Genomic DNA, 20,325 nt, shown 5'->3' with positions numbered 1-20,325 from the left:
TTTTTCGACGTTCTTTTTTATTTTGTAGCATCATCTTACAACAGTTGCGCGTTTGCTTAAAAATATGTGATAGACTAAATAAGTAGATGTCGTAAGACGTCAGACGTGTTAAAACATAGTGGTTTTAATTTTTCTGGTCATGGAGGACTAAAATGGAACGTCGTTCAACGAAGACGACGAGCCTTATTGAAGATATCGCGGATATCAAAGGTTCGGAGCACACGCGATTCAACCATGCCACAATAAAAATTACACCATCTAGTGAAATCAAAAAATATAGCGAAAACGAATCGGGAATCAATCGCAAAGATAAAAACGAGGAAATAAATCAGAACGAAGGAATAATAGGGTTTAAATTTGTAGCAAATTCGGATTGTGATTTATTAGATATTAAGCCCGCGCAAAAGTCGGAAGCTTCTGCACAACAAGAGCACACAACTCCAATAATAAAAATAAGTATTAAAGAAGACGCTCCCCTGCTTAGTGCACAAAATCTTTTAGAAGATAGCGCCGACGCAAACGGTGCGAAAGAAATTGCACTACAAATGGAAGATGCGCTAGGCGCATGCGACGGGCGCGAACACGATTTTGCAATAACGTACGGAAGTTTTGGAAGCCGATTCTATTTAGACGGATACCAATGCTTTGCGAGCGCAACGAATCTTGGGCCGCAAAGAGTGAGCGGAAAAGCGGCCGAAGTGTGTGCAGCGCAGGCAGAATCTTCGCAAATCTACGACTTTTACTACTCAAGTCACTTGCCAAATCCAGAAGAAATCGCAAATTCGGCCACTCAAGCACAGCCAGACATATGGTTTGCAGGACCTACGATTTGTGCAAGAGACATAAAACGCGTATCTTGCAACTCAAGCGGAACTTTGCACATTCAATTTAGATTGCGCGGACCTGGCCAACATGGAGTGCTTTTTGCTGCTGGAACTGTTGGAACAAAAACTAATCTAGAATCTAGCGGAAAAATAAGCGTGTACGCAGGACCAGAAGGCATAAAAATCACGCTAATCGACAGCGAAACGTGCGTAAAAAGCGTAATCGAAGCAGCCGCAAGCGTTGACGACGGCGAATGGCACGACTTGATTATTCGCGCAAATCGCGGAGCAACCGACATTTACGTAGACGGATACAGCCAGTCGCACAACATAGGACAATTCTGGTTTGCAAACATACCAGAATTAAACGCAGTGAGTATAGGCGAAGACTTGCGCGGAGTGCGATTAATGGGCGAAGCTAGAACAGGCGGAATCTACTTTAGCGCACTAACCGAAGGACAAATCCAAAGAATATCAAGAGTAAAGCCGCTTGTAACAACCGCATTATTCGATACGGGATATGCGAGCTCTCGCAGCTACAGAATACCGTCTCTTGTAAAAACGCGCATGGGAACGCTAATCTCAGGAGCAGACCAGCGAACAAGCGTTTCAAACGACGCTCCAAACCACATAAACTTTGTGATTCGCAGATCCACAGATGGCGGAAAAACGTGGAAGCCTTTGCAAACCGTAATCAACATGCCTGGCAAAAACCTTGGAAAACTGGGCGCGAGCGCAATCGACTCCTGCCCCATTTTAGATCCAGCGGGAAAAAGCGAAAGAATTAACGTATTAATAGACCTTAATCCTAGCGGAATTGGGCTAACAAATTGCAAAACCGCTGTAGGCGTAGACGCGTGCGGAAGAATCAAGCTTATAGACCGCTTAGGTGGCAACTACGCGGCGGCAATGGATGGAAGCGCGGCCGTAAAATTGCCATGCGATTCTAGCGAAAAAGAATGCGCAACAAAGTGGCTAGTTTTCCCAGACGGAAGTATAAAAAATTGCGATTCGCACAATGACTTACGCAATAACTCGCACAGTAAACAAACTTGCGACAGTTCCACGTGGAACATATGGAAATCGCAAGAAATTGCAAGCGAAAGTCAGCCATTATTTGCCGAAAAAACGTGTTATATAGCTCAAATCTACTCGGACGACGACGGCAAAACGTGGAGCGCGACACGTCTAATCGATCACATGGTTAAGGAGCCATGGATGAGCTTCGCTGGAGTATGCCCAGGGAACGGAATAGTTATTAGACAAAGCGAGAAACATTACGGCAGAATACTTGTGCCATTCTATTGCAGCGGCAAAAGCAAATCGCACTATTCTTCGGGAGCGCTTATTTCGGACGACGACGGCAAAACATGGAGCCGAGGCAAAATGATTAACGAAGGGCGATTAATCAACGGAAAAATCGTAGATCCTATAACAATGCAAGACGACGATGCCACAAGCTCCGAAACTGTGTTTGTTGAACGCAAAAATGGCGATATTCTGGCTTTCTTCCGAAATCAAAATCGCTCGGGATGTGTAGGCAAAGCCATTAGTCATGATTGCGGAGAAACTTGGAGCGAGCTAATTTTTGACACAAGTTTGCCAGAGATATTCAGCCAGCCGAGCGCAACCTGTTTTAACAGCGAAAATGCAGAAAACGCAGACTGTATAGCGTTTGCAAACGCAAGCCAAATGATGCCTTATCGCGGTCGCGGAGTTGTGAGATTTAGCTACGACGGCGGAAAAACATGGGCAAAAAACGTGTGCATAAACCCATTCCACCACGTTTATCAATGCCTTAGCTCTAGCAATAAACGAACTTTGCAACTACTGTGGGAAAGAGAGACTACTGGAATTTATATAACGGCAATAGATTCCAATCTTTGGAAGCAGGATAATTTACAAATAGATTTTAAAAGCAATGCAAAAAGTTTAAACAATACAGACTTAGATTGTATAAAAAATAAAATAAACACAAGTGAAAAAATGAAAGATTTAGAAGAAGGAAGCCTTACGCGAACTGAAAGGAGCCAACATGGAAGAGACATTTAGCAGCCATGAAGACGACGAGATGACAACACTAGATCGTTTATCTTTCTTACAGGCAAGCTCAAACTCAAACTCCGCTCCAATCACAGCCAGAAAACGCTGCGATGAAACAATGGATGCAATCAGGTCGCTTATCTTAAGAGAACGCTTGCAGCCAAAAGATATGCTGCCAACAGAACCAATGCTTTGCAACTTGATTGGTGCATCAAGGTCATCTGTGCGCGAGGCGATTCGCAAGCTGGAAGCGCTTAATATTGTGGAAGTTAAGCAAGGGAAAGGCATGTTTGTTGGCTCATTATCGCTTGACCCAATGGTGGAAACACTTGCATTCCGCTCTTTAATCTCAATAAATAAGAATTTTGAAGATTTAAGCGATGTTGTAGAAATGCGAAAATTCCTAGACCTTGGATGCGCGGATAAGGTGGTTGAGTCACTTAAAGGAACACAGCAGCCAGAATTGGAGGCGCTTTCGGAAATAATGACTAAAGAAGCACATGCTGGAAAAACGTTCTTGGAACAAGACATTGCTTTCCACACTGGTATTTTGCGCGCGGTAAACAATACGATTGCAGAGCAATTCGTGCGATGCTTGTGGCTTGTGCATATGGCGGTTTTGCCACAATTGGGGTTGGAAGTTTCGGACGAGCTTGAAAAAACCGCTAGAGCGCACGAGCTTATGCTAAAAACGGCTATTGCGGGAGACGCAGATGGATATAGACAGGCTGTAAACGACCATTACGAGCCAATTCAGTCTATTTTGCTTAATAGACTGCAAAAGAACTAAAGCACGTACATTCTCTTACAAATCGACTTGTATGAGCACTGTGACTTAGCTTGGTCTTGCGCGATTTTCCTATTTAGAGTTGCTGAGGGCTGGGTGTTTCTTGTCTCACAACGCTCTGCCTCTTACGCGTAGTCTGTTGTTGCGGTTGTTCCGTTTTGTCTTTGATTTTGTTTTTTGTGTTGAAGTTTGTTTGCAGTGGTTGATCATTGGATTATTTTGTATCGGCTGCCGCTCTTATACTGTTCGACCAAGAATCACCCAGCCCTCTTACGTACTAAAACAATTGCGTAGCGTTTATCACCGAGATTCTCGATTTTTCTTGCTACTTCAGCGAATCACCATCAAAGATGCTGAGGTTCGCTTCATCCGCTGCGAAAAATCTCGAATCTCTACCGCACTTGGTATGCATAAGATGAAAGAACCGCTCCCTAACTAAACGAGAGCGGTTCTTTCATCTTCAATGGTGATGCCTGAGTACTAAAGCATCACGATTAATCGCAACGATACGCTTTACGTTACGAAATTTTATGACCGTCGCACCAAACGTGCTCAACTGCCAAAGTTCCTGGATTAAGCAAAAGCAAATCGGCTGCGTACCCCTTTTCAACTAAGCCCAAAGGAGCGCTAGTTATAGCATTCGGCTTATCTACTCCAAGTGCGCGGGCAGGAATAAGAGTTGCAGCCGCAATAGCTGCCGGCAAACCAATGCCAAGTTCCTTAACAGCGCGCTCAACTGCCACTTCCAAGATCAGGGTAGATCCCGCAATAGCACCATTATAAACAAGCCTTGCATGGCCGCCCGTAACCGTAACGTCTAGAGCGCCAAGCTTATAAGCGCCATCCGCACAACCTGTTGCCGCCATAGCATCTGTTACAAACGCAATGCGATTAGGAGCAGCATCAAAAGCCATTCTCAAAACTGGGTTTTCAACGTGGAAACCATCGTTAATAAGCTCAATAGTTACGCGTGAATCCTCCAAGGCTGCAGGGATTGGACCTGGCTTACGGTGATGAATGCCGTTCATGGCGTTAAACATGTGAGTCATAAGCGTAGAGCCAGCATTAAAAGCCGCGCGCGCGGTTTTATAATCTGCATCACAATGCCCCACTGCTGGGATCACGCCAGCTTCTACAAAACGCTTAATCGCTTCCATGCCGTGTTCTCGCTCTGGAGCCAAAGTAATTTGGCGCAAAGTTCCATCTGCCGCCTCAAGCAACGCCTCAACGCGCTCTGGAGTAGGGTCCACTAGGCAATTAGGGTCGTGCGCGCCTTTTCTAGACAACGCCAAGAACGGACCCTCTAAATGCGACCCAAGCACATCTGGACGCGTTTGCATAACACGCTTAACAGTACGCAAATTCTCTTGCATTACGTCAAGAGGGTTTGTAATCAAGCTAAGAACTTGCCTAGTTGTTCCATGAAGCATGTGATACGCGCGCGCTATAGCAATACCTTCGGCACCATCGTCAAACGAATGCTCCCAGGCTCCATGAGCGTGCAGATCAATATACCCTGGCGTAGCAAAACAGCCACACCCATCCACAACACTTAAATCAGATGCGCTTAAGCCGCGAGTGCTAATAGCTAAAGCAAGGTCTTCGTCTAAAATGCCAGTCTCTAGAATTACGCCGTCACTAACCAAAATCCACGAATTGGGTACAATTCCTCGAGCGTCTACAACGTTCACGTTGCGCACTACAAAATTGCGCTCTTCGTTTGATTTTAGTGAATCATCAATCTTCTTTACGGCATCTAAATACACATCTTTTGACATTTCATTCACCTATGCTTGTGCTTATTTGATATCTTATTATCTTAAATTTATTATCTTAAATTTCAGACTTGTGTATCAGATCCCCTGCCAAGATGGCTTATTTGCATACACCCAACGATAGTAGTCAGCAAGCTTAAGTTTGCTTGCAGCAGCCTCATCTATAATCACTGTTGCATGAGGATGCATTTGAAGCGCAGAAGCCGGGCATAGCGAGCTTACTCCACCTTCTACTGTTGCAGCTACCGCATCTGCCTTATTTTCACCAAACGCAAGAAGCACGAGATGGCGAGCGCGCAAAATCGTTCCAATTCCTTGTGTTATGCAGTGAGTTGGAACTTGGTTAATATCACCGTCAAAGAATCTGCGGTTGTCTACGCGAGTCTGCTCGGTTAGTGTTTTAACGCGAGTACCAGATGCAAGAGAAGATCCTGGCTCGTTGAATCCAACGTGACCGTCGGAGCCAATTCCCAAGATTTGCACGTCAATCCCACCAGCGGCAGCAATAGCAGCATCGTAGTCTGCTCCAGCGTGCGCAATCTTATCACCTTCGCTTAATGGCGCTCCATTAAGAACATCTCCTGGAACATGAACTAAATCTGGGTTTAGGCCTATTAGATCTGTTACAGTTCTGCGGATTGTGCTGTGGTAAGATTGTTCGTGCTCTAATGGCAATCCAATGTATTCGTCAAGCGCAAATCCACGTACGCGGCTCACGTCAACATTCTTGTCTTTTACAAGCTTTGCAAGATGCTCGTAGGCTTTTAATGGGCTTGATCCTGTTGCCAACCCTAGTACTGCATCTGGCTTGCGACTAATCAAATCTACAACAGATTCGGCGTATAGCTCGCCTGCCTCATCCTGATCTTTTACAATAATAACTTCAGCCATCTTTAGCTTCTCCTTTAAAGCTTTGGTGATTTTTGATTCTGCAAATACTCCAAGCAAATATTAGCATTGCGGCATACGTTTAAGCGTACGCCGCAATACCATTTATTTACTATGCACCATGAATAAACGATTTTGTTTAAATTATTTGCTTAAATTATTTGCTTAAATTATCTGATAAAAATACTCACTTAGTAGAAGCGCTTACTTCTTCTGGGGTCTTTGCCAAAGTCAAGCCAACTTCCTTAAGAACGCGAGCCACGGCTTCAACGTTTTCTCCCTCAAGTGGGCAAACTGGGTCTGGCATCTGATTTGTATCAAACACGCCAAGCAACGCCATTGCGGTCTTAAATGCTCCAACTCCTGCGCCGAAGCCTGCCACTCCGCTAGGAACAGTAACGATTCGCATCAAAGCAGCAAGCCAATCCTGCTCCTTCTTAACTGTTGCCCAATCGCCAGCCTGAGCAGCCTTCCACATGCGCACGTAGCCAGTTGCCTCAACGTTTGCAAGTCCTGGAACAGAACCGTCCGCGCCAGCCATGTATGCGCCGTCAACAACAACCTCTTGACCCGTAAGCAAAGTCAATGGGTGGCCAGCCTTATTGTTGTCGTCTACAAGGAACCTGAACGACACGTCATCGTTGGAAGAATCCTTAACGCCTGCAAGTACGCCATCTTTACCAAGCTTTACAAGCAAAGCGCCTGGTAGCTTTGTGTGTACGCAAACTGGAATATCGTAAGCGAACAGTGGCAAATCTGGAACAGCTTCGTGAATAAGACGGAAGTGGCGCTCAACTTCTGCCATGCCGCCGAGTGCGTAGAATGGCGCTGTTGCAACGATTGCAGCCGCTCCAAGCTCCTTAGCTTCCTTTGCATGCTCAATAACACGGTTTGTTTCCGTATCGATGCACCCAACCAACACTGGCACGCGACCATCAACAATGCGCATTACGGTTTCAATGATTTCACGACGGCGCTTATCTGTGCTAAACGCAACTTCGCCAGAAGATCCAAGCGTAAACAAGCCGTCTACGCCTGCCTCAATCATTCGGTTAAGCGAACGCTCAAAGCTAACAACGTCTACTTCGCCGTCTGCCGTTAATGGCGTAACTACTGGTGGAATAACGCCGTGGAATTTTTCTGCCATGATTAAACTTCTTTCGTATTTTTTATGATTTTTTATGATTTATGATTTATGACTTTAGATTTTGGAATTAATGGGCGGCCTGCATGGATTTACTGCAAGGTCTTAACAGACCGCCCGCGCATTTAAGCTAGCAACTAGCAACTAGCGCTTGCTCACACTACTTGCACTCTTCTTCCGTTGGGTGCAACAGCGAAGGCGCCGCGCCCATCAAAATCTTTGTGTACTCATCTTGCGGATTGTTAATCACCTGGTGAGTTTCGCCGCGCTCAACAATCGTTCCATGATTCATAACAACAACCTCGTCGGATATGTATCTAATTGTTTGAATATCGTGGCTAATAAACACCATGGAAAGATTCAGCTTCTTCTTTAAGTCGGAAAGAAGATTCAAAATCTGAGCACGCACAGAAACATCCAAAGCGGAAGTTGGCTCATCTGCGATTATTGCATCTGGGTTAAGCGAAAGCGCACGAGCGATTGCCACGCGCTGACGCTGGCCGCCAGAAAGCTGACCTGGCAAAGCGCCAAGAACAGAGTGAGGCAAACCAACCATTCGGATTAGCTCCTTGGCTCTAGCATCGCGCTCAGCTTTGCTTCCAATCTTGTGCACAACAAGCGGATCAATCAACTGGTCAATCACACTCATGCGCGCATTCAAAGCCATTGCTGGATCCTGGAACACAACGGAAACCACGCGTCCAATATCCATGCGCTCTTTTGCAGTTCTATGCGTAACGTCTTGACCTTTAAACAAAACCTTACCGCTTGTAACTTGCTGAAGACCGCACATAATGTTTGCAGTAGTAGACTTTCCGCAACCAGATTCGCCAACAATACCAATCGTCTTGCCTGGCATAAGCTTAAGATTCACCTTGTTTACGGCTGTAATCTTGTTCTTGTGGAATAAGCCAGATCCTGCTCGAGTAGTGAACACCACTTCGGCGTCGCGCAACTCGATGATTGGAACATCGCCATTTTCGCTTTGAGTTTTGTTTGCGTCATTAACATTCATGTTCATCGCACATCTCCTTGATCGGAGTTGGTCAAAATTGCGGAAGGTGCATCCGTTTCAGGATCGGGAGGCGCAGCATAGAAGTGCCATGTTCCTGGAATACGCTTCATTACTGGGCGCACATCAAGTCCTTGATCTGGATGAGAAGAACGCGGTGCGAATCGATCTCCCTTAGGGAAGTCGGATGGGCTTGGAACAGTTCCTGGAACCTGATGCAATCTTGGAGCGCCAGCCTCAATGGAGGTTACGGAGCCGAGCAAGCCGCGCGTGTACTCGTGATGCGGATCAGTGAGAATTTCCTTGGTGGAGCCTTGCTCAACAACCTGGCCTGCGTACATTACGGTAATCGAGTGTGCAACCTTTGCAACAAGAGCCAAATCGTGGCTTACAAACACCATTGCGAATCCAAGCTTTTCGCGCAATTCGTTAAGAAGGTCAATCACTTGCTTTTGAACAGTAACATCCAAAGCGGTTGTTGGCTCATCTGCGATTATCAACTTTGGATCTCGCGTAAGTGCCATTGCAATCAACACGCGTTGACGCTGACCACCAGAAAGCTCGTGTGGGTAGGATTCAAGCGTGCGCTTTGGATCCAAGCCTACAAGCTCCAGCAACTCTTCGGCGCTACGAGTACCACCTCTAGAAGTCAGCTGCTTCATTTGCGCTTTAATCAGCATTGATGGGTTTAAGGAAGACAACGCGTCTTGGTAAACCATTGCGATTTCGTGTCCGCGCAAAGCATTGTGCTCCTTTGGGCTAAGCTTTACAAGATCCTTGCCATTAAAGAGGATTTGTCCGCTAATCTTAGCTTTTGGATCGAGCAAGCCCATAATCGCAAGCGAAGTGATTGACTTACCGCAACCAGATTCGCCAACCAAGCCCATCGTTTCGCCTGGACGAACAGAGAAGCTCAAGTGATCTACAACATTTACGCTGCCGTAGCGTGGGAACTGAATGCACAAGTCTTTAACTTCAATAACTGGAGGCTCCGTAGACGTTGGCTGCAAGCGATCCGTGCGCTTTAACTCAGCCTCGCGAAGCTTTGCCAAAGACTCAACCAAAGCGTCGTGCTGCTCCTTGTAAGCTGCCACTGGGTCGGTGAGAATCCTATCTTCCTTGCGAGCTGCATCCGCATCTGCAGCGCTCTTAGCTACTGGAGCAGTTGGAGCAGCAACCATTGCGTCCGTAATGCCTTCAGAAAGAATGTTTAGGCACAAAACAGTAATCATGATTGCTAAGCCTGGGAACAATGCCTGCCACCAGTATCCGAAGATAACGCCTGCTTTAGCGGAAGACAAAATGTTGCCCCATGTTGGCGTTGGCTCTGGAATACCAGCGTTGATGAAGCTAAGAGAAGCTTCGAACACGATTGCGTCTGCAACAGAAAGCGTTGTGAACACCATAACTGGAGCTGCAATATTACGCGTTACGTGCTTGAGTAAAATCCAAGGTGCGCGAGCACCAGAAACGATTACTGCACGAACGTAGTCTTTTCCATATTCGCTTATTATATTTGCTCGCACAATTCTTGCGATTTGTGGAACGTAAAGCACGCCGATGGAAATGATGATACCAATCATGGATTGTCCAAGAATTGCAAGGCACACAGCCGCTAATGCGATTCCTGGGATTGACATTACTATATCAATCAGTCGCATTATAAGCTCAGATATCCAAGTGCGGCTTACAGCTGCGATTGCGCCGATTATTGCGCCCATCACTAATGCAAAGAGCACAGACGACAAGCCGATTACCAACGAGTAGCGAGCGCCGTACATAACGCGCGAGAACACGTCTCTACCAAGGTTATCGGTACCAAACCAGTGCGCTCCTGTTGGAGGCTGATAGTTTTGCGTAATCTTTACTGGGTCGCATGGAGCTAGGAATCGCGCGAATACTGCGCAGAATGCCAGTATTGCAATCACAATAAGCGATATTTTAGAACCTAAGCTCATGCTTTTAAATCTGTTAAATTTGATGCCTGGCTTAGATGCGGCATCTACTACCTGATTCTTTCCGAATAGCATGTCACACCGTCCTAATTCTTGGGTTGATTAACACGTAAAGCAAATCAACAATAATGTTTATGAAGATGAATGCAATTGCAACAACCAAAACAACACCTTGAACAAGCATTGGTTGGTTGCCATTAATGCCGTCGAACATTGCAGTGCCCATTCCTGGGAGTGCAAAAATAACTTCGATAACGATTGCACCACCCATAAGGTAACCGATCTTCATACCAAGAGTCGTGATTGGTGTAATCAGAGCGTTGCGGAACACGTTTCTAGCAACCACCACACTCTTTGGAATACCTGCGCCGATTGCGGTTCGCACATAATCCTTATCCAATTCTTCTACCATCGAGGTTCGTATGATTCGCGTAAGTTGACCTGCTACTGGGAGACCTAATGCAAAGCAAGGCATTGCCATTCTAGCGATGTAAGCTTCTGGATCTTCAAAGAACGGCACAAAATCGCCAGATCCTGGGAGCCATGCAAGCTTGATTTGCAAGACGTAAATCAAAAGAACGCCGAGCCAGAAGGATGGAGTTGCGATTGCAATAATCGAAAGCACGCGGACTGTTTGGTCAACCCAAGTGTCGCGGTAAAGAGCTGCAAAAACGCCGAAGATTACTGCAAAGATTATTGCTATCAACAAACCAATGAAGGTTAGCTGCAAGGTGATTGGGAAGGCATCTGCCACTCTCTGAGCTACAGAATCCTTGTTTACGCCGTAAACACCCATGTTTCCTTGGAATAGTCCAACTATGTAAGATCCAAACTGCTCCCACCACGGACGATCGTAACCCATTTCATGGCGGAATGCGGCAAGTGCTGCTGGCGATGAGTTTTCACCTAATGCTGCAACTGCTGGATCATATTTTGAAAATGACATAAGGAAGAATACGAGGAACGTAACACCGAATGCCATGAATGGCAGTGCGATTAATCGCCTACCTAAAAGTCTAAGAAAATTACTCATAAGACATCCACACATCCATTGAAGAAATTTGTTATTAAGGCATAACAAAACCGGCCCATCTGCACAAAGGCGAGAAAGGTAAACAGCCGGGCCGGTTTTGCGGTTAGAGGTTAGGGAAAATGAAGTTTGTTATTTTTTAGCTTGCACCTACTTTGTTAGCTTTGCTTTTACAAGGTTGATGCCAGTGGAGCCGATTGCGTTCCACTCAGCCAATGCGCCCTTCTTTACAGCAGTCGTAGTCTTACGATGGAAGAGTGGGTACAGAGGAACTTCGTCGCTAATTAAATCGAAGCACTGGTTCCAATACTTCTGGCGATCTGCTGGCTTGGACGCTTCAAGAGCTTCATCCATAAGCTTGTGGAGCTTTGCGTATCCTTCGGAGTTCTTCCAGAACGTGCGCTGACGAGTCCAAGCATTGTCGCCGTACCACCAGCTCATAAGCAAATCTGGATCGTTGCCGAACACAGATGGGTCGCCTGGAGCAAGAACCATGGAGTAGTTTGCGTCGTCGCGGTCGGTAATCTGTGGGTAGAGAGCAGAAGACTTCATGGACTTGATTTCTACATCCATACCAATCTCCGCAAGATCGTTCTTGATTTGTGGAGCAAGCTGAGTAATCCAAGTGTGGTCTGTTGTGTAAAGAGTGAACTTTAGTGGACCGCTTACACCAGCTTCCTTAAGCAAGCTCTTTGCCTTAGCAATGTTCTTGGTGTAAACGTTCTTTGCCTTGTGGTAGTTTGCATAGTTCTTTGGCAAGAAGCTTGTTGCTGGCTCGCCCTGACCGCTCATTTGGTTGGTGATGAGCTTGTTCACATCAATCGCGTAGAGAGCTGCTTGGCGAACTCGCTTATCATCAAATGGCTTTTGCTTTGTGTTGAACATAACGAATGGAAGCGTGAAGCCCTGTGCGGTCTTAAGCTCGGAACCAGACGCCTTCAAAGTGTTGAATGCTTGTGCTGGAACCATTTCCATTACGTCTGTCTTTCCACCTTGCATTGCTGTTACGCGAGCAGTATCGTCAACGGTTACGTTCCAAACCATCTTCTTGGTCTGTGCCTTGTACTTGCCGTTATAAAGATCGTTGCGCTCAAACTTTACTTGGTTATCTGTAATGGACACATACTTCCATGGACCAGAGCCGATTGGCATGTTCTTAAGATCTGCGTCAGACTTTGCTGTTGGAACAATCTGGATTAAAGCAAGACGCTGCTTGAACAGTGGGAATGCTTTCTTTAGCTTGAAGATTACATGACGATTGTCTTTTGCTTCAACTGAATCAATAAAGTCGAGCATAGATATATAGAGGCTGCCTTTTGCAGTTGTGCGCTTGAAGGAAGATACTACGTCTCCTGCTGTTACTTCAGTTCCATCAGAGAACTTTGCAGCATCGCGAATTGTTACCTCATATTCGGTGTCGGAAATCTTCTTTGGCTCACCTTTTGCAAGAGCATTGAAGACTTTAAAATTGCTGTAATCAAGAGCATAGAGCGGCTCTGTCACATGCCAGTTTGCTGCCATTGGCAATGCGCCCGAAGTAGTGGATGGCGCAAAGTCACGGCTTGCGTATGCGACTTGAGCTGTGATTGTATCTTTAACAGCAGTCTTTGCTTTTGCTGCCTTGTGGGATTTTGCTCCACCACAGCCAGAAAGCATCATTAATGCGGCTACACCTGCAGCGATTACCGCGGTTAGCTTTGAGTTAATTCGTGCCATATTTTCTCCTCACCATTGAGTTGTTTTCTTCGCATTTCATCCTCGAATGCGAAAACGTTTTAAATTATAGCGCGTGCGTTATTTTCGCGTTACTTTAAACATAAGAGGTCTGATGTCTGATGTCAAGTTATAAGTGTGTCGAATTTGTGAAAATTTTGATTTAATTTTTGAAGTCATTAAATTAGCACAAAATCGCACAAAATCAACACACATATAATCAATACTTTTATTTATTTGTTTACTTTATCCAGTACGGTTACTGGCGACCAATCCGCCTACAATGCACCGCCTACAACTTTGCCGCAAACCAGCGCGTAATCGACGTTGGATGTGTAATTGCAGTTCCAACCACCGCAGCCCAAGCTCCCATTTGCATAACCTTATGCAACTGATCAGGAGTGTGGATACGACCTTCGCAAATAATCGGATAGTTTGGGAAAGCTTGCAAAATCTGACCTAAAAGCTCAAAATCAGGACCATCAGTCTTTGGCCTTCCGGGAGAAGTGCCAGCCAAAGTGGTAGATATAATATCTGTTCCACAATCCGCCGCGCGCTTAGCGTCATCAAAGTTTCCGCAATCAGCCATAACCACTATGCCTTCGTCATGCAAAGCGCGAACAGTTTGCTCGTAAGTCAAACCATCTGGACGCGGTCTATCCGTAGCATCAATCGCAATAATATCTGCCCCAGCAGCAGCACAGCAGCGTGCATGGCGCAAAGTTGGCGTAATATAAACTCCTTCATGACCGTCTTTCCAGATTCCGATTACAGGCACATCTACCTGCCCTTTAATCGCTGAAATATCCGACAATCCTTGGCATCTAATGCCAACAGCACCACCTTCTACGGCAGCCATTGCCATTTGTGCCATTGTTTCTGGGTGTCTTAGCGGCTCTCCAGGATAAGCTTGGCAGCTAACGACTAAGCCACCTTTAATTTTTTCAATTACAGGATTCATATAGATTCCTCCTTTTTACAATGATTAAAAATGGTTCAAACTTAAATGAACAGCCCAAGCAGCGCCAATCAGAGGAGCAGATCCTCCAAGTTGACCCTTTAAAATTGGGGTGTTCTTAATCAATGTCAAAGCAGAATCTTCAAATCCACTTCGCATAGCATTCCACCAAATATCACCAGCTTCTACAACAGACCCAGAAAGCACAATCACATCTGGATCTATAAGATTAGCCATTCCAGCTACGCACTCACCCAAAGCCTTACCGCTTCTAGCAAGAATTTCTTTTGCATATTCCTCACCAGAATTTGCTCTTACGCAAACATCATAACCATTTTGGGCTTCTTGAGTACCAGCTGGAAGATTGCTATTGTAAAGAGTGGCAAGCCCCGTTCCAGAAGCCACTGGCTCAATGTGGCCCGCACGCGCTCCGCACGAGCAGTCAAAACCTACTCCCAAGTCACTAACAACGTGACCCGCATGCCCAGCAACTCCGTGCGCTCCTGTAAACAGCTTACCGTTTATAATAATCGCCCCACCAATTCCAGTGCCTATGCCAACAGAAAATACAATCGACTTTCCGCGACCCGCGCCGTAAATTGCTTCGCCTAAACCATGTCCACCAACATCGCCAATCATATAAACTGGCAAGTCAGTTACGCTCTTAAATGCGTCATAAATTCGCTGTCCTCGCCAACCTGGCAGAATGTCTGTAGCAGCTACAATTTCGCCAGTTTTACTATTTGGCACTCCCGCAGCCGCTATTCCAATTCCGCTAATAGTTTTGCCATTTTTCTGCGCTTCTTCTATGATTTGCGACACTTTTTCCACTAGGCGATTCTTTATATTTTCTCCACCTTTTGCAGCTTCTGTTGGCATTGAACCATGCTCTTGCACTGTTGGAGATACGTAATCTGCATTTTCTTGGCGAATATTAGAATCTGGCAAAGTCACCAATCCATAGGCGATTTTTGTTCCGCCTATGTCAAAAGCAAGATATGTAGGGCGAGAATCTTTTGTTTCATTCATAAGTAGTTTCCGTTTTCTTTCTTGCGTTTGCGACTTTGCCTATTTACTCGCCCTGCGCAGCGCTCACAGCGTCATGAATACGCGATAAATACCCCAAGCGCTCTTCAACGCTCGCGTCTTGCGGAACGCACACTTTTGCACCCAAATAGTCGATTGCATAATCGTCTTTTAGTGCCTCGCGAGTAGTTTCTTGAATTTCTTTAGACGTCATTAATGACGTTGGCTCATCTGGGTTCATTGGCAAATGACCATCAATCCACTCATATCCGTATTGCGTTGCTTCTGGTCCAGCTCCCGAAAACATTAATCCCTGCAATACTCCTGCTTGCCTTGCTTCGCGCACATGTTCTATAGCAGCTTGAGCATTTCGCTCTTCTACAACGCTTCTTCCCCAGTTTATTGTGATTCCAACCCCAGCATCTTTAGCAATTTGAATCTCTTCTTCTAGAGGTAGGAATCCTTTTTCCGGATTCTGTCCTTCGATATATCGATCGCAGTGTTCTATAACCAGTTTTGCTCCACACCAATCTAGTTGTGCTAGTTCTTCCAACGACTTTTTCATTGCGTCTGCTTGTGCTATTCGAGTTGGCGCTGTGTGTATTTCCACGTGCGATATATCACAACTATCTCGTTTATCTGCAACATCAGCTATGGCTTCGCGAATATCCTTAAAGAATGCGAGCGCACGATGTCTACCCTCTTCGCTTGGGCTTGCTAGTCCAAATTCTGAATCTGGGTCAAAGTTTATGTGCCTCATTGTCCCAGGTATTGCGGTTATAGTGTTAGCATGCCAATGCGCTGGTATTGCCGACGCTAGCCACGTGCGATTTTGTGAATCTGCCAAATCTCCTGGGTACGGAATCTCTGTTCCAGCAATCCAGCTTTGTTTACCTAACAAATCGTAGTATTTTTCTTGATCTTCGCGAGTTTTTGGTAACGATGCGTATGCGCCTACAACAAATTTAGCTTTCAGCATGATATCCTCCTTGAAATCGTCGCTGATTTATCTTTTGACTTATCTTTCGACTTGTATTTTGACTCGTCTTTTGACTCGTCTTTTGATTCGTAGATTACACCAATATCACTACAATTCGTCAGACGTCTGATAAATCTTTGTACTTGCGACTAAATTGTTTTCAAACTAAAGCAGCTTAATGTAATAAAGTCATAACAACATTAACGCAACAATTTTCACTTATTTTATGCTAATTAATGATGTATTTAATTGATTAATGCTGTAGCATGGTCATATAAGCTACACCAATACAAGCGTAGATTTGTGCACATCAAGCGCGGATTTGAGCATATAAGAACACTTAGCAGCATCTAGGATTTTCTTAATCGAACTCATATCGTCAAAGTTGATTGCAGAGAGTTATTGAAGAAAATTAAGCATTACTGTAATTGTAATTAAGCGAAGGTGCAGTTTACATAACTTGCTATTTGTAGCTTTTAAGCGTAAAACGCGCTAACAAGATAGTAAAAAACAAAGGATTAATTCACAAAACGAGTTAATTCGGGTTAATTCCCAAAATAAATGACAAAAGTAGGAGGAATCATGAAGAAAAGCTTCAAACTAATAGGCTTATCTGCAAGCCTGTGTCTTATGCTAAGCATGTTAAGCATCACTACACCAGCGATGGCATATACTCAAAACGAGCAGCTTACAGAAAGACACACTCCTCTTACAGAGAAAACAGCTAAACAGATTTCAAATGGAGATATAAAGCTGGAGCTTCCCGGAGCTTTAGACATGGCTTTGTATCATAAAAAGCCTTTAGACCCAAATGCTGATTTAGATGGCGACGGCTTAACTAATAGACAAGAAATTTACACTTATACTAAAAACGGTAAAACTTATTATGGGTACAATTCTCACCCTATGATGAATGACACCGATGGCGATGGTATTCCAGATAATCAAGACAGCAATCCTCGCAGATGGGATATAAGCCCACGAGATATGACGCTATTTTCTGAACTTTCTTATCGCGATGATAGTTATATAAACAAGGTTCTTGATTACACTAAACCACTTCATGACATTTATAAGAACCGCAATGAATATCATCTTATGCACAATGAGATAGCCCCGTTCTGGAAAGTTAAAGAAACCTACCACAATAGGGGTGGTTTTGACGCTGTCTTGTTTGAAAATGTAAGTCCTTATCCGTTCTTAGAGCAAGGAACTGTTCAAGTTCTTGCAATTCGTGGAACTTCTCAATTTAATGATTATGACGATGATCTTGCAATAGCTGTAGGTCGCAATCCAGATCAGGCTTACGATGTTGAACAACTTATTGAGCGTTATGGCAGAGAACACACTGTAAATAATCTATATATTACTGGTCATTCTCTTGGAGGCTATTTGGCTCAACGAGCTTTGATTCGTGCAGACGGTAAAGGATATTCTTGGCTTAAGAAAATCTACACTTTCAATGCTCCTCAAATTTGGGGAAATATCTTCAACCGTTGGCTTCGCACTGCAGCAAACGCAGGGAATCGTCTGACTCGCGAAGGTTATGCTGTTCATTACAAAGTAGACAACGACAGAGTTATTCGTTCTGTCGGCAATTTTGCAGGAGCTATAAGTGTTGGCAATTCTACAGAAGGGCATGGCTCTCGAAGCTACTTTGAACCACGAATGAACAATTTCCCAGGGTTTACCGTAGGAACTAGAGGAGATATATCTGGTACTGGGCGTTGGATGGAAGAGCTTAATAATTTCTACAATATTCGCACGTTCTAATTTATTGCTAATTGTTAATTAGTGATTTGTAATTAGCAATAGGCAACTGGTGCGTGTAATTTACTAACAATAAACTAAGCGCTGACTTACAAAATGTGTATTAACGCATAAATAAGTCAGCGCTTTTTATATTGATTAATCCAACTATTCTGGGTTATTTCACAAAGATTTTATCTGGCACAAGAACATCCTAGTGGAGAAGGAAAATCATCCCACACCGAGAAGACTCAGGCGAGCTGAACTATTGTCTAGTATTCCAGCATCCAGATAAGACCAGACTAAAACTTTCTTCAATATAAAACTTATGCAATATTCACTCAAACGCATCACATTCCCACAGCGTGCTTATAAGAACTTGTATACACAAAAAACGTATTTTTTGTACATTCAATGTACAATTTTTTATACATCCAATGTACAAAAAATACGATTTATGCATCTTTTGTCTAATATCACACACACTTCAGACTGAAATCAACAAATCACAATCAAACCAAACACAACATATAACAAACATAGCCTTCTGAATTTTAATTAAACTCAGGAGGCTATTATTATTTGATAAACTGTTTAATCTAGTTATTTTACATAGCTATTTTTTTACTCTTAAAAATAGCTATAGCAGCAATACTTACAACAAGAACAGCAAGAACAATCAATGGCGCCGTGAAATAATTTGTGTAGAACTCACGCACATCAATGTCTACAGAATTGATAGTCGCAGCATAAGATATATACGACAATACGCCTAATACAACATCAATAATTGCATACGCATATGCGTTTTTATACAATTCTTTAACTGACTTGCTGCTTTTAACCCAAAGCATTACAGACAAAACCAAACCTATTAACATTGATGCAACAGCAACAAATGCAAACAACATATCTAACATAAAACCCTCCTGACCAATTAAATCCTCTACCATAGCGAATTCAATATAATTTTAATTTAACTAAGATTTTCGTGTCAATATTAAAAAAAAAATTACAGAATTTCGCACATTATTTTCACATTTAGACTATTTTTAAGGTGCAATAACAGGCGAAGAACGTTGATATATCAGATCTCCCCACATGGAGCGGACAACGGGAATCGAACCCGCCTCTGAAGCTTGGGAAGCTTCCATTCTACCGATGAACTATGTCCGCATGTTCGGCTGCTGGCGATTAATACCTTCAAATGACTCGATTAATCAATCTAGACAACAAACCATATAAGGATATCATGCTCCGCTTACGGCTACAACTCCATTAGGGAATCTTCTCCCATATCGGATGTTGAATACAGATTCAGACTTATCAAATTCATCTGGTCTTGCAGCAGCTTCATTTTCATAAGACATTTCCGCATACCCAGAATACTCAGCATTATCCTCTTGCGACTTAGCCATTAGTCTCAAGAAGTTAACTCGCTCTTTAACAGCTGACTGATGAGAAAACATCTTCAATAATTTTGATTTATCATCTTCAAATGGATTTACAATCATCAGCGAAGACATTGCCTGCAATCCATCGGCTCTACTCATCTCATGTATTTTTGCACCGTAAGAAATTTTATTTAGAGCAGAAGCCAAAGCTGCAGGATCTCCCGTAAGCATTCCAGCGCTTTTATCTGCGTCAAATTCGCGGCTTCTAGAAACCACCAGCTTAATCATCAATGCTCCAACTGGCACAAAAATCACATTTAAAACTTGACCAACAATCTTTAACACTGGGCAACGGCTTTTAGAAGATTCTGATCTAACAGCAAACTCACTATCAGCAGTATGCTTCTTTTTGGAATACGTAAGAACATAGCCAACATAAGTCATAATTGTCGCAATAGCTGAAGCAATAGTGGAATTCAAAATATCATGATTATAAATATGAATCAGCTCATGACTTACAACTCCACGCAACTCACGCTCATTCAGAATGTTTAAGAGTCCACGCGTACAACAAATAACAGCATGTCTTTCACTGCGACCAATTGCAAAAACATTAGGACTATCCATTGGAGCAACGTAAAGATGCGGCATCGGTCTTTCGATTCTCGCAGAAATCTCGCGAACAATACCATACAAGACTGGCTCTTCATCTTCACTGACTTCTATAGCATTCACCATGCGAATTGCGAGCTTGCCAGAAAGCCAATACGCGCACACACTGAGAATTATTCCTAAAACTACAAACCAAATCAGCATAGGCAAGCGCAATCCACAGGCAGCCCAAATTAAGGCAAGAATCAACCAGATTACTGAGAACAGTGCTGCTGTTTTCAGATAATTGCGGCATCGCATTCCTATATTGCTGAACATGTTTACGATTCTAATAATCGGAACTGTAATTTTGCTGAATGAAAACTGTATATTTATAATTAATATGTTTAAGATTAATGCTAATTAGTGTATTTAAGATTTATAATCTGTTAACAAG

15 protein-coding genes and 1 tRNA gene are annotated in these 20,325 nt (G+C 43.9%); 3 read left to right on the top strand and 13 right to left on the bottom strand.

Features of this window, described 5'->3' with window-relative positions; genetic code table 11:
• The first annotated feature begins 152 nt into the window (after window positions 1-152).
• The gene (locus HXT19_RS00265) at window positions 153-2,876 is read left to right on the top strand and encodes an exo-alpha-sialidase (protein ID WP_422119685.1); all 2,724 of its coding nucleotides are present in this window, start codon (window positions 153-155) and stop codon (window positions 2,874-2,876) included.
• Complete coding sequence (locus HXT19_RS00260) at window positions 2,860-3,657, top strand: FadR/GntR family transcriptional regulator (protein ID WP_004116536.1); 798 nt, start codon at window positions 2,860-2,862, stop codon at window positions 3,655-3,657. Before HXT19_RS00265 ends, HXT19_RS00260 begins: the two co-directional genes overlap by 17 nt.
• 515 nt (window positions 3,658-4,172) lie before the next feature.
• Here HXT19_RS00260 and nagA read toward each other — a convergent pair.
• From nagA to HXT19_RS00210, 10 genes are all read right to left on the bottom strand, one after another.
• Window positions 4,173-5,432 carry an N-acetylglucosamine-6-phosphate deacetylase gene (nagA, locus tag HXT19_RS00255; protein WP_422119684.1) on the bottom strand — a complete coding sequence of 420 codons (1,260 nt, stop codon included), beginning with the start codon at window positions 5,430-5,432 and terminating at the stop codon, window positions 4,173-4,175.
• Between the two features lie 75 nt (window positions 5,433-5,507).
• Window positions 5,508-6,320, bottom strand: a complete 813-nt coding sequence (gene nagB, locus HXT19_RS00250) for a glucosamine-6-phosphate deaminase (RefSeq protein ID WP_004116530.1) — start codon at window positions 6,318-6,320, stop codon at window positions 5,508-5,510.
• Between the two features lie 184 nt (window positions 6,321-6,504).
• Window positions 6,505-7,464: a dihydrodipicolinate synthase family protein gene (locus HXT19_RS00245; RefSeq protein ID WP_116439746.1), complete on the bottom strand. Its 960-nt coding sequence runs from the start codon at window positions 7,462-7,464 to the stop codon at window positions 6,505-6,507.
• Between the two features lie 157 nt (window positions 7,465-7,621).
• Entirely contained in the window at window positions 7,622-8,482 is an 861-nt protein-coding gene (locus HXT19_RS00240) for an ABC transporter ATP-binding protein (RefSeq protein WP_004113924.1), read from the bottom strand.
• Window positions 8,479-10,503, bottom strand: coding sequence for a dipeptide/oligopeptide/nickel ABC transporter permease/ATP-binding protein (locus tag HXT19_RS00235; protein ID WP_004113926.1), 2,025 nt, complete (start codon window positions 10,501-10,503; stop codon window positions 8,479-8,481). Before HXT19_RS00235 ends, HXT19_RS00240 begins: the two co-directional genes overlap by 4 nt.
• 1 nt (window position 10,504) lies before the next feature.
• Complete coding sequence (locus HXT19_RS00230; protein ID WP_004113928.1) at window positions 10,505-11,410, bottom strand: ABC transporter permease; 906 nt, start codon at window positions 11,408-11,410, stop codon at window positions 10,505-10,507.
• Window positions 11,411-11,608: 198 nt separating this feature from the next.
• Window positions 11,609-13,174, bottom strand: a complete 1,566-nt coding sequence (locus HXT19_RS00225) for an ABC transporter substrate-binding protein (RefSeq protein ID WP_004116517.1) — start codon at window positions 13,172-13,174, stop codon at window positions 11,609-11,611.
• Between the two features lie 289 nt (window positions 13,175-13,463).
• A complete protein-coding gene (locus tag HXT19_RS00220; protein WP_004113937.1) occupies window positions 13,464-14,132 on the bottom strand; it encodes an N-acetylmannosamine-6-phosphate 2-epimerase in 669 nt (222 codons plus the stop codon).
• Between the two features lie 24 nt (window positions 14,133-14,156).
• Window positions 14,157-15,158 carry an ROK family protein gene (locus tag HXT19_RS00215; RefSeq protein WP_174142985.1) on the bottom strand — a complete coding sequence of 334 codons (1,002 nt, stop codon included), beginning with the start codon at window positions 15,156-15,158 and terminating at the stop codon, window positions 14,157-14,159.
• Between the two features lie 43 nt (window positions 15,159-15,201).
• Window positions 15,202-16,134, bottom strand: coding sequence for a DUF4862 family protein (locus HXT19_RS00210; RefSeq protein ID WP_415681618.1), 933 nt, complete (start codon window positions 16,132-16,134; stop codon window positions 15,202-15,204).
• Window positions 16,135-16,716: 582 nt separating this feature from the next.
• Here HXT19_RS00210 and HXT19_RS00205 point away from each other — a divergent pair.
• Window positions 16,717-17,907 carry a lipase family protein gene (locus tag HXT19_RS00205; RefSeq protein ID WP_422119683.1) on the top strand — a complete coding sequence of 397 codons (1,191 nt, stop codon included), beginning with the start codon at window positions 16,717-16,719 and terminating at the stop codon, window positions 17,905-17,907.
• A 584-nt stretch (window positions 17,908-18,491) separates the two neighbouring features.
• Here HXT19_RS00205 and HXT19_RS00200 read toward each other — a convergent pair.
• The 3 genes from HXT19_RS00200 to HXT19_RS00190 all read right to left on the bottom strand — a co-directional run bounded on the left by HXT19_RS00200 (window position 18,492) and on the right by HXT19_RS00190 (window position 20,207).
• Window positions 18,492-18,803, bottom strand: coding sequence for a peptidase A8 (locus HXT19_RS00200; protein WP_004113951.1), 312 nt, complete (start codon window positions 18,801-18,803; stop codon window positions 18,492-18,494).
• A 182-nt stretch (window positions 18,804-18,985) separates the two neighbouring features.
• Window positions 18,986-19,059, bottom strand: a tRNA-Gly gene (locus HXT19_RS00195).
• A gap of 74 nt (window positions 19,060-19,133) precedes the next feature.
• Window positions 19,134-20,207: a M48 family metalloprotease gene (locus HXT19_RS00190; protein WP_032840650.1), complete on the bottom strand. Its 1,074-nt coding sequence runs from the start codon at window positions 20,205-20,207 to the stop codon at window positions 19,134-19,136.
• Between the last annotated feature and the right edge of the window lie 118 nt (window positions 20,208-20,325).

Origin of the sequence: Gardnerella sp. DNF00038 (assembly GCF_049262855.1) — a bacterium.
GTDB lineage: Bacteria > Actinomycetota > Actinomycetes > Actinomycetales > Bifidobacteriaceae > Bifidobacterium > Bifidobacterium vaginale.
The sequence above is the reverse complement of the archived record's forward strand: the minus strand, read 5'-3'. Positions and strand labels throughout refer to the sequence as shown.

Bases quoted from the DNA above. Each gene is read 5' to 3' on its own strand.
- HXT19_RS00265 (WP_422119685.1), top strand. From the start codon at position 153: ATGGAACGTCGTTCAACGAAGACGACGAGCCTTATTGAAGATATCGCG.
- HXT19_RS00260 (WP_004116536.1), top strand. From the start codon at position 2,860: ATGGAAGAGACATTTAGCAGCCATGAAGACGACGAGATGACAACACTA.
- nagA (WP_422119684.1), bottom strand. From the start codon at position 5,432: ATGTCAAAAGATGTGTATTTAGATGCCGTAAAGAAGATTGATGATTCA.
- nagB (WP_004116530.1), bottom strand. From the start codon at position 6,320: ATGGCTGAAGTTATTATTGTAAAAGATCAGGATGAGGCAGGCGAGCTA.
- HXT19_RS00245 (WP_116439746.1), bottom strand. From the start codon at position 7,464: ATGGCAGAAAAATTCCACGGCGTTATTCCACCAGTAGTTACGCCATTA.
- HXT19_RS00240 (WP_004113924.1), bottom strand. From the start codon at position 8,482: ATGAACATGAATGTTAATGACGCAAACAAAACTCAAAGCGAAAATGGC.
- HXT19_RS00235 (WP_004113926.1), bottom strand. From the start codon at position 10,503: ATGCTATTCGGAAAGAATCAGGTAGTAGATGCCGCATCTAAGCCAGGC.
- HXT19_RS00230 (WP_004113928.1), bottom strand. From the start codon at position 11,410: ATGGCATTCGGTGTTACGTTCCTCGTATTCTTCCTTATGTCATTTTCA.
- HXT19_RS00225 (WP_004116517.1), bottom strand. From the start codon at position 13,174: ATGGCACGAATTAACTCAAAGCTAACCGCGGTAATCGCTGCAGGTGTA.
- HXT19_RS00220 (WP_004113937.1), bottom strand. From the start codon at position 14,132: ATGAATCCTGTAATTGAAAAAATTAAAGGTGGCTTAGTCGTTAGCTGC.
- HXT19_RS00215 (WP_174142985.1), bottom strand. From the start codon at position 15,158: ATGAATGAAACAAAAGATTCTCGCCCTACATATCTTGCTTTTGACATA.
- HXT19_RS00210 (WP_415681618.1), bottom strand. From the start codon at position 16,134: ATGCTGAAAGCTAAATTTGTTGTAGGCGCATACGCATCGTTACCAAAA.
- HXT19_RS00205 (WP_422119683.1), top strand. From the start codon at position 16,717: ATGAAGAAAAGCTTCAAACTAATAGGCTTATCTGCAAGCCTGTGTCTT.
- HXT19_RS00200 (WP_004113951.1), bottom strand. From the start codon at position 18,803: ATGTTAGATATGTTGTTTGCATTTGTTGCTGTTGCATCAATGTTAATA.
- HXT19_RS00190 (WP_032840650.1), bottom strand. From the start codon at position 20,207: ATGTTCAGCAATATAGGAATGCGATGCCGCAATTATCTGAAAACAGCA.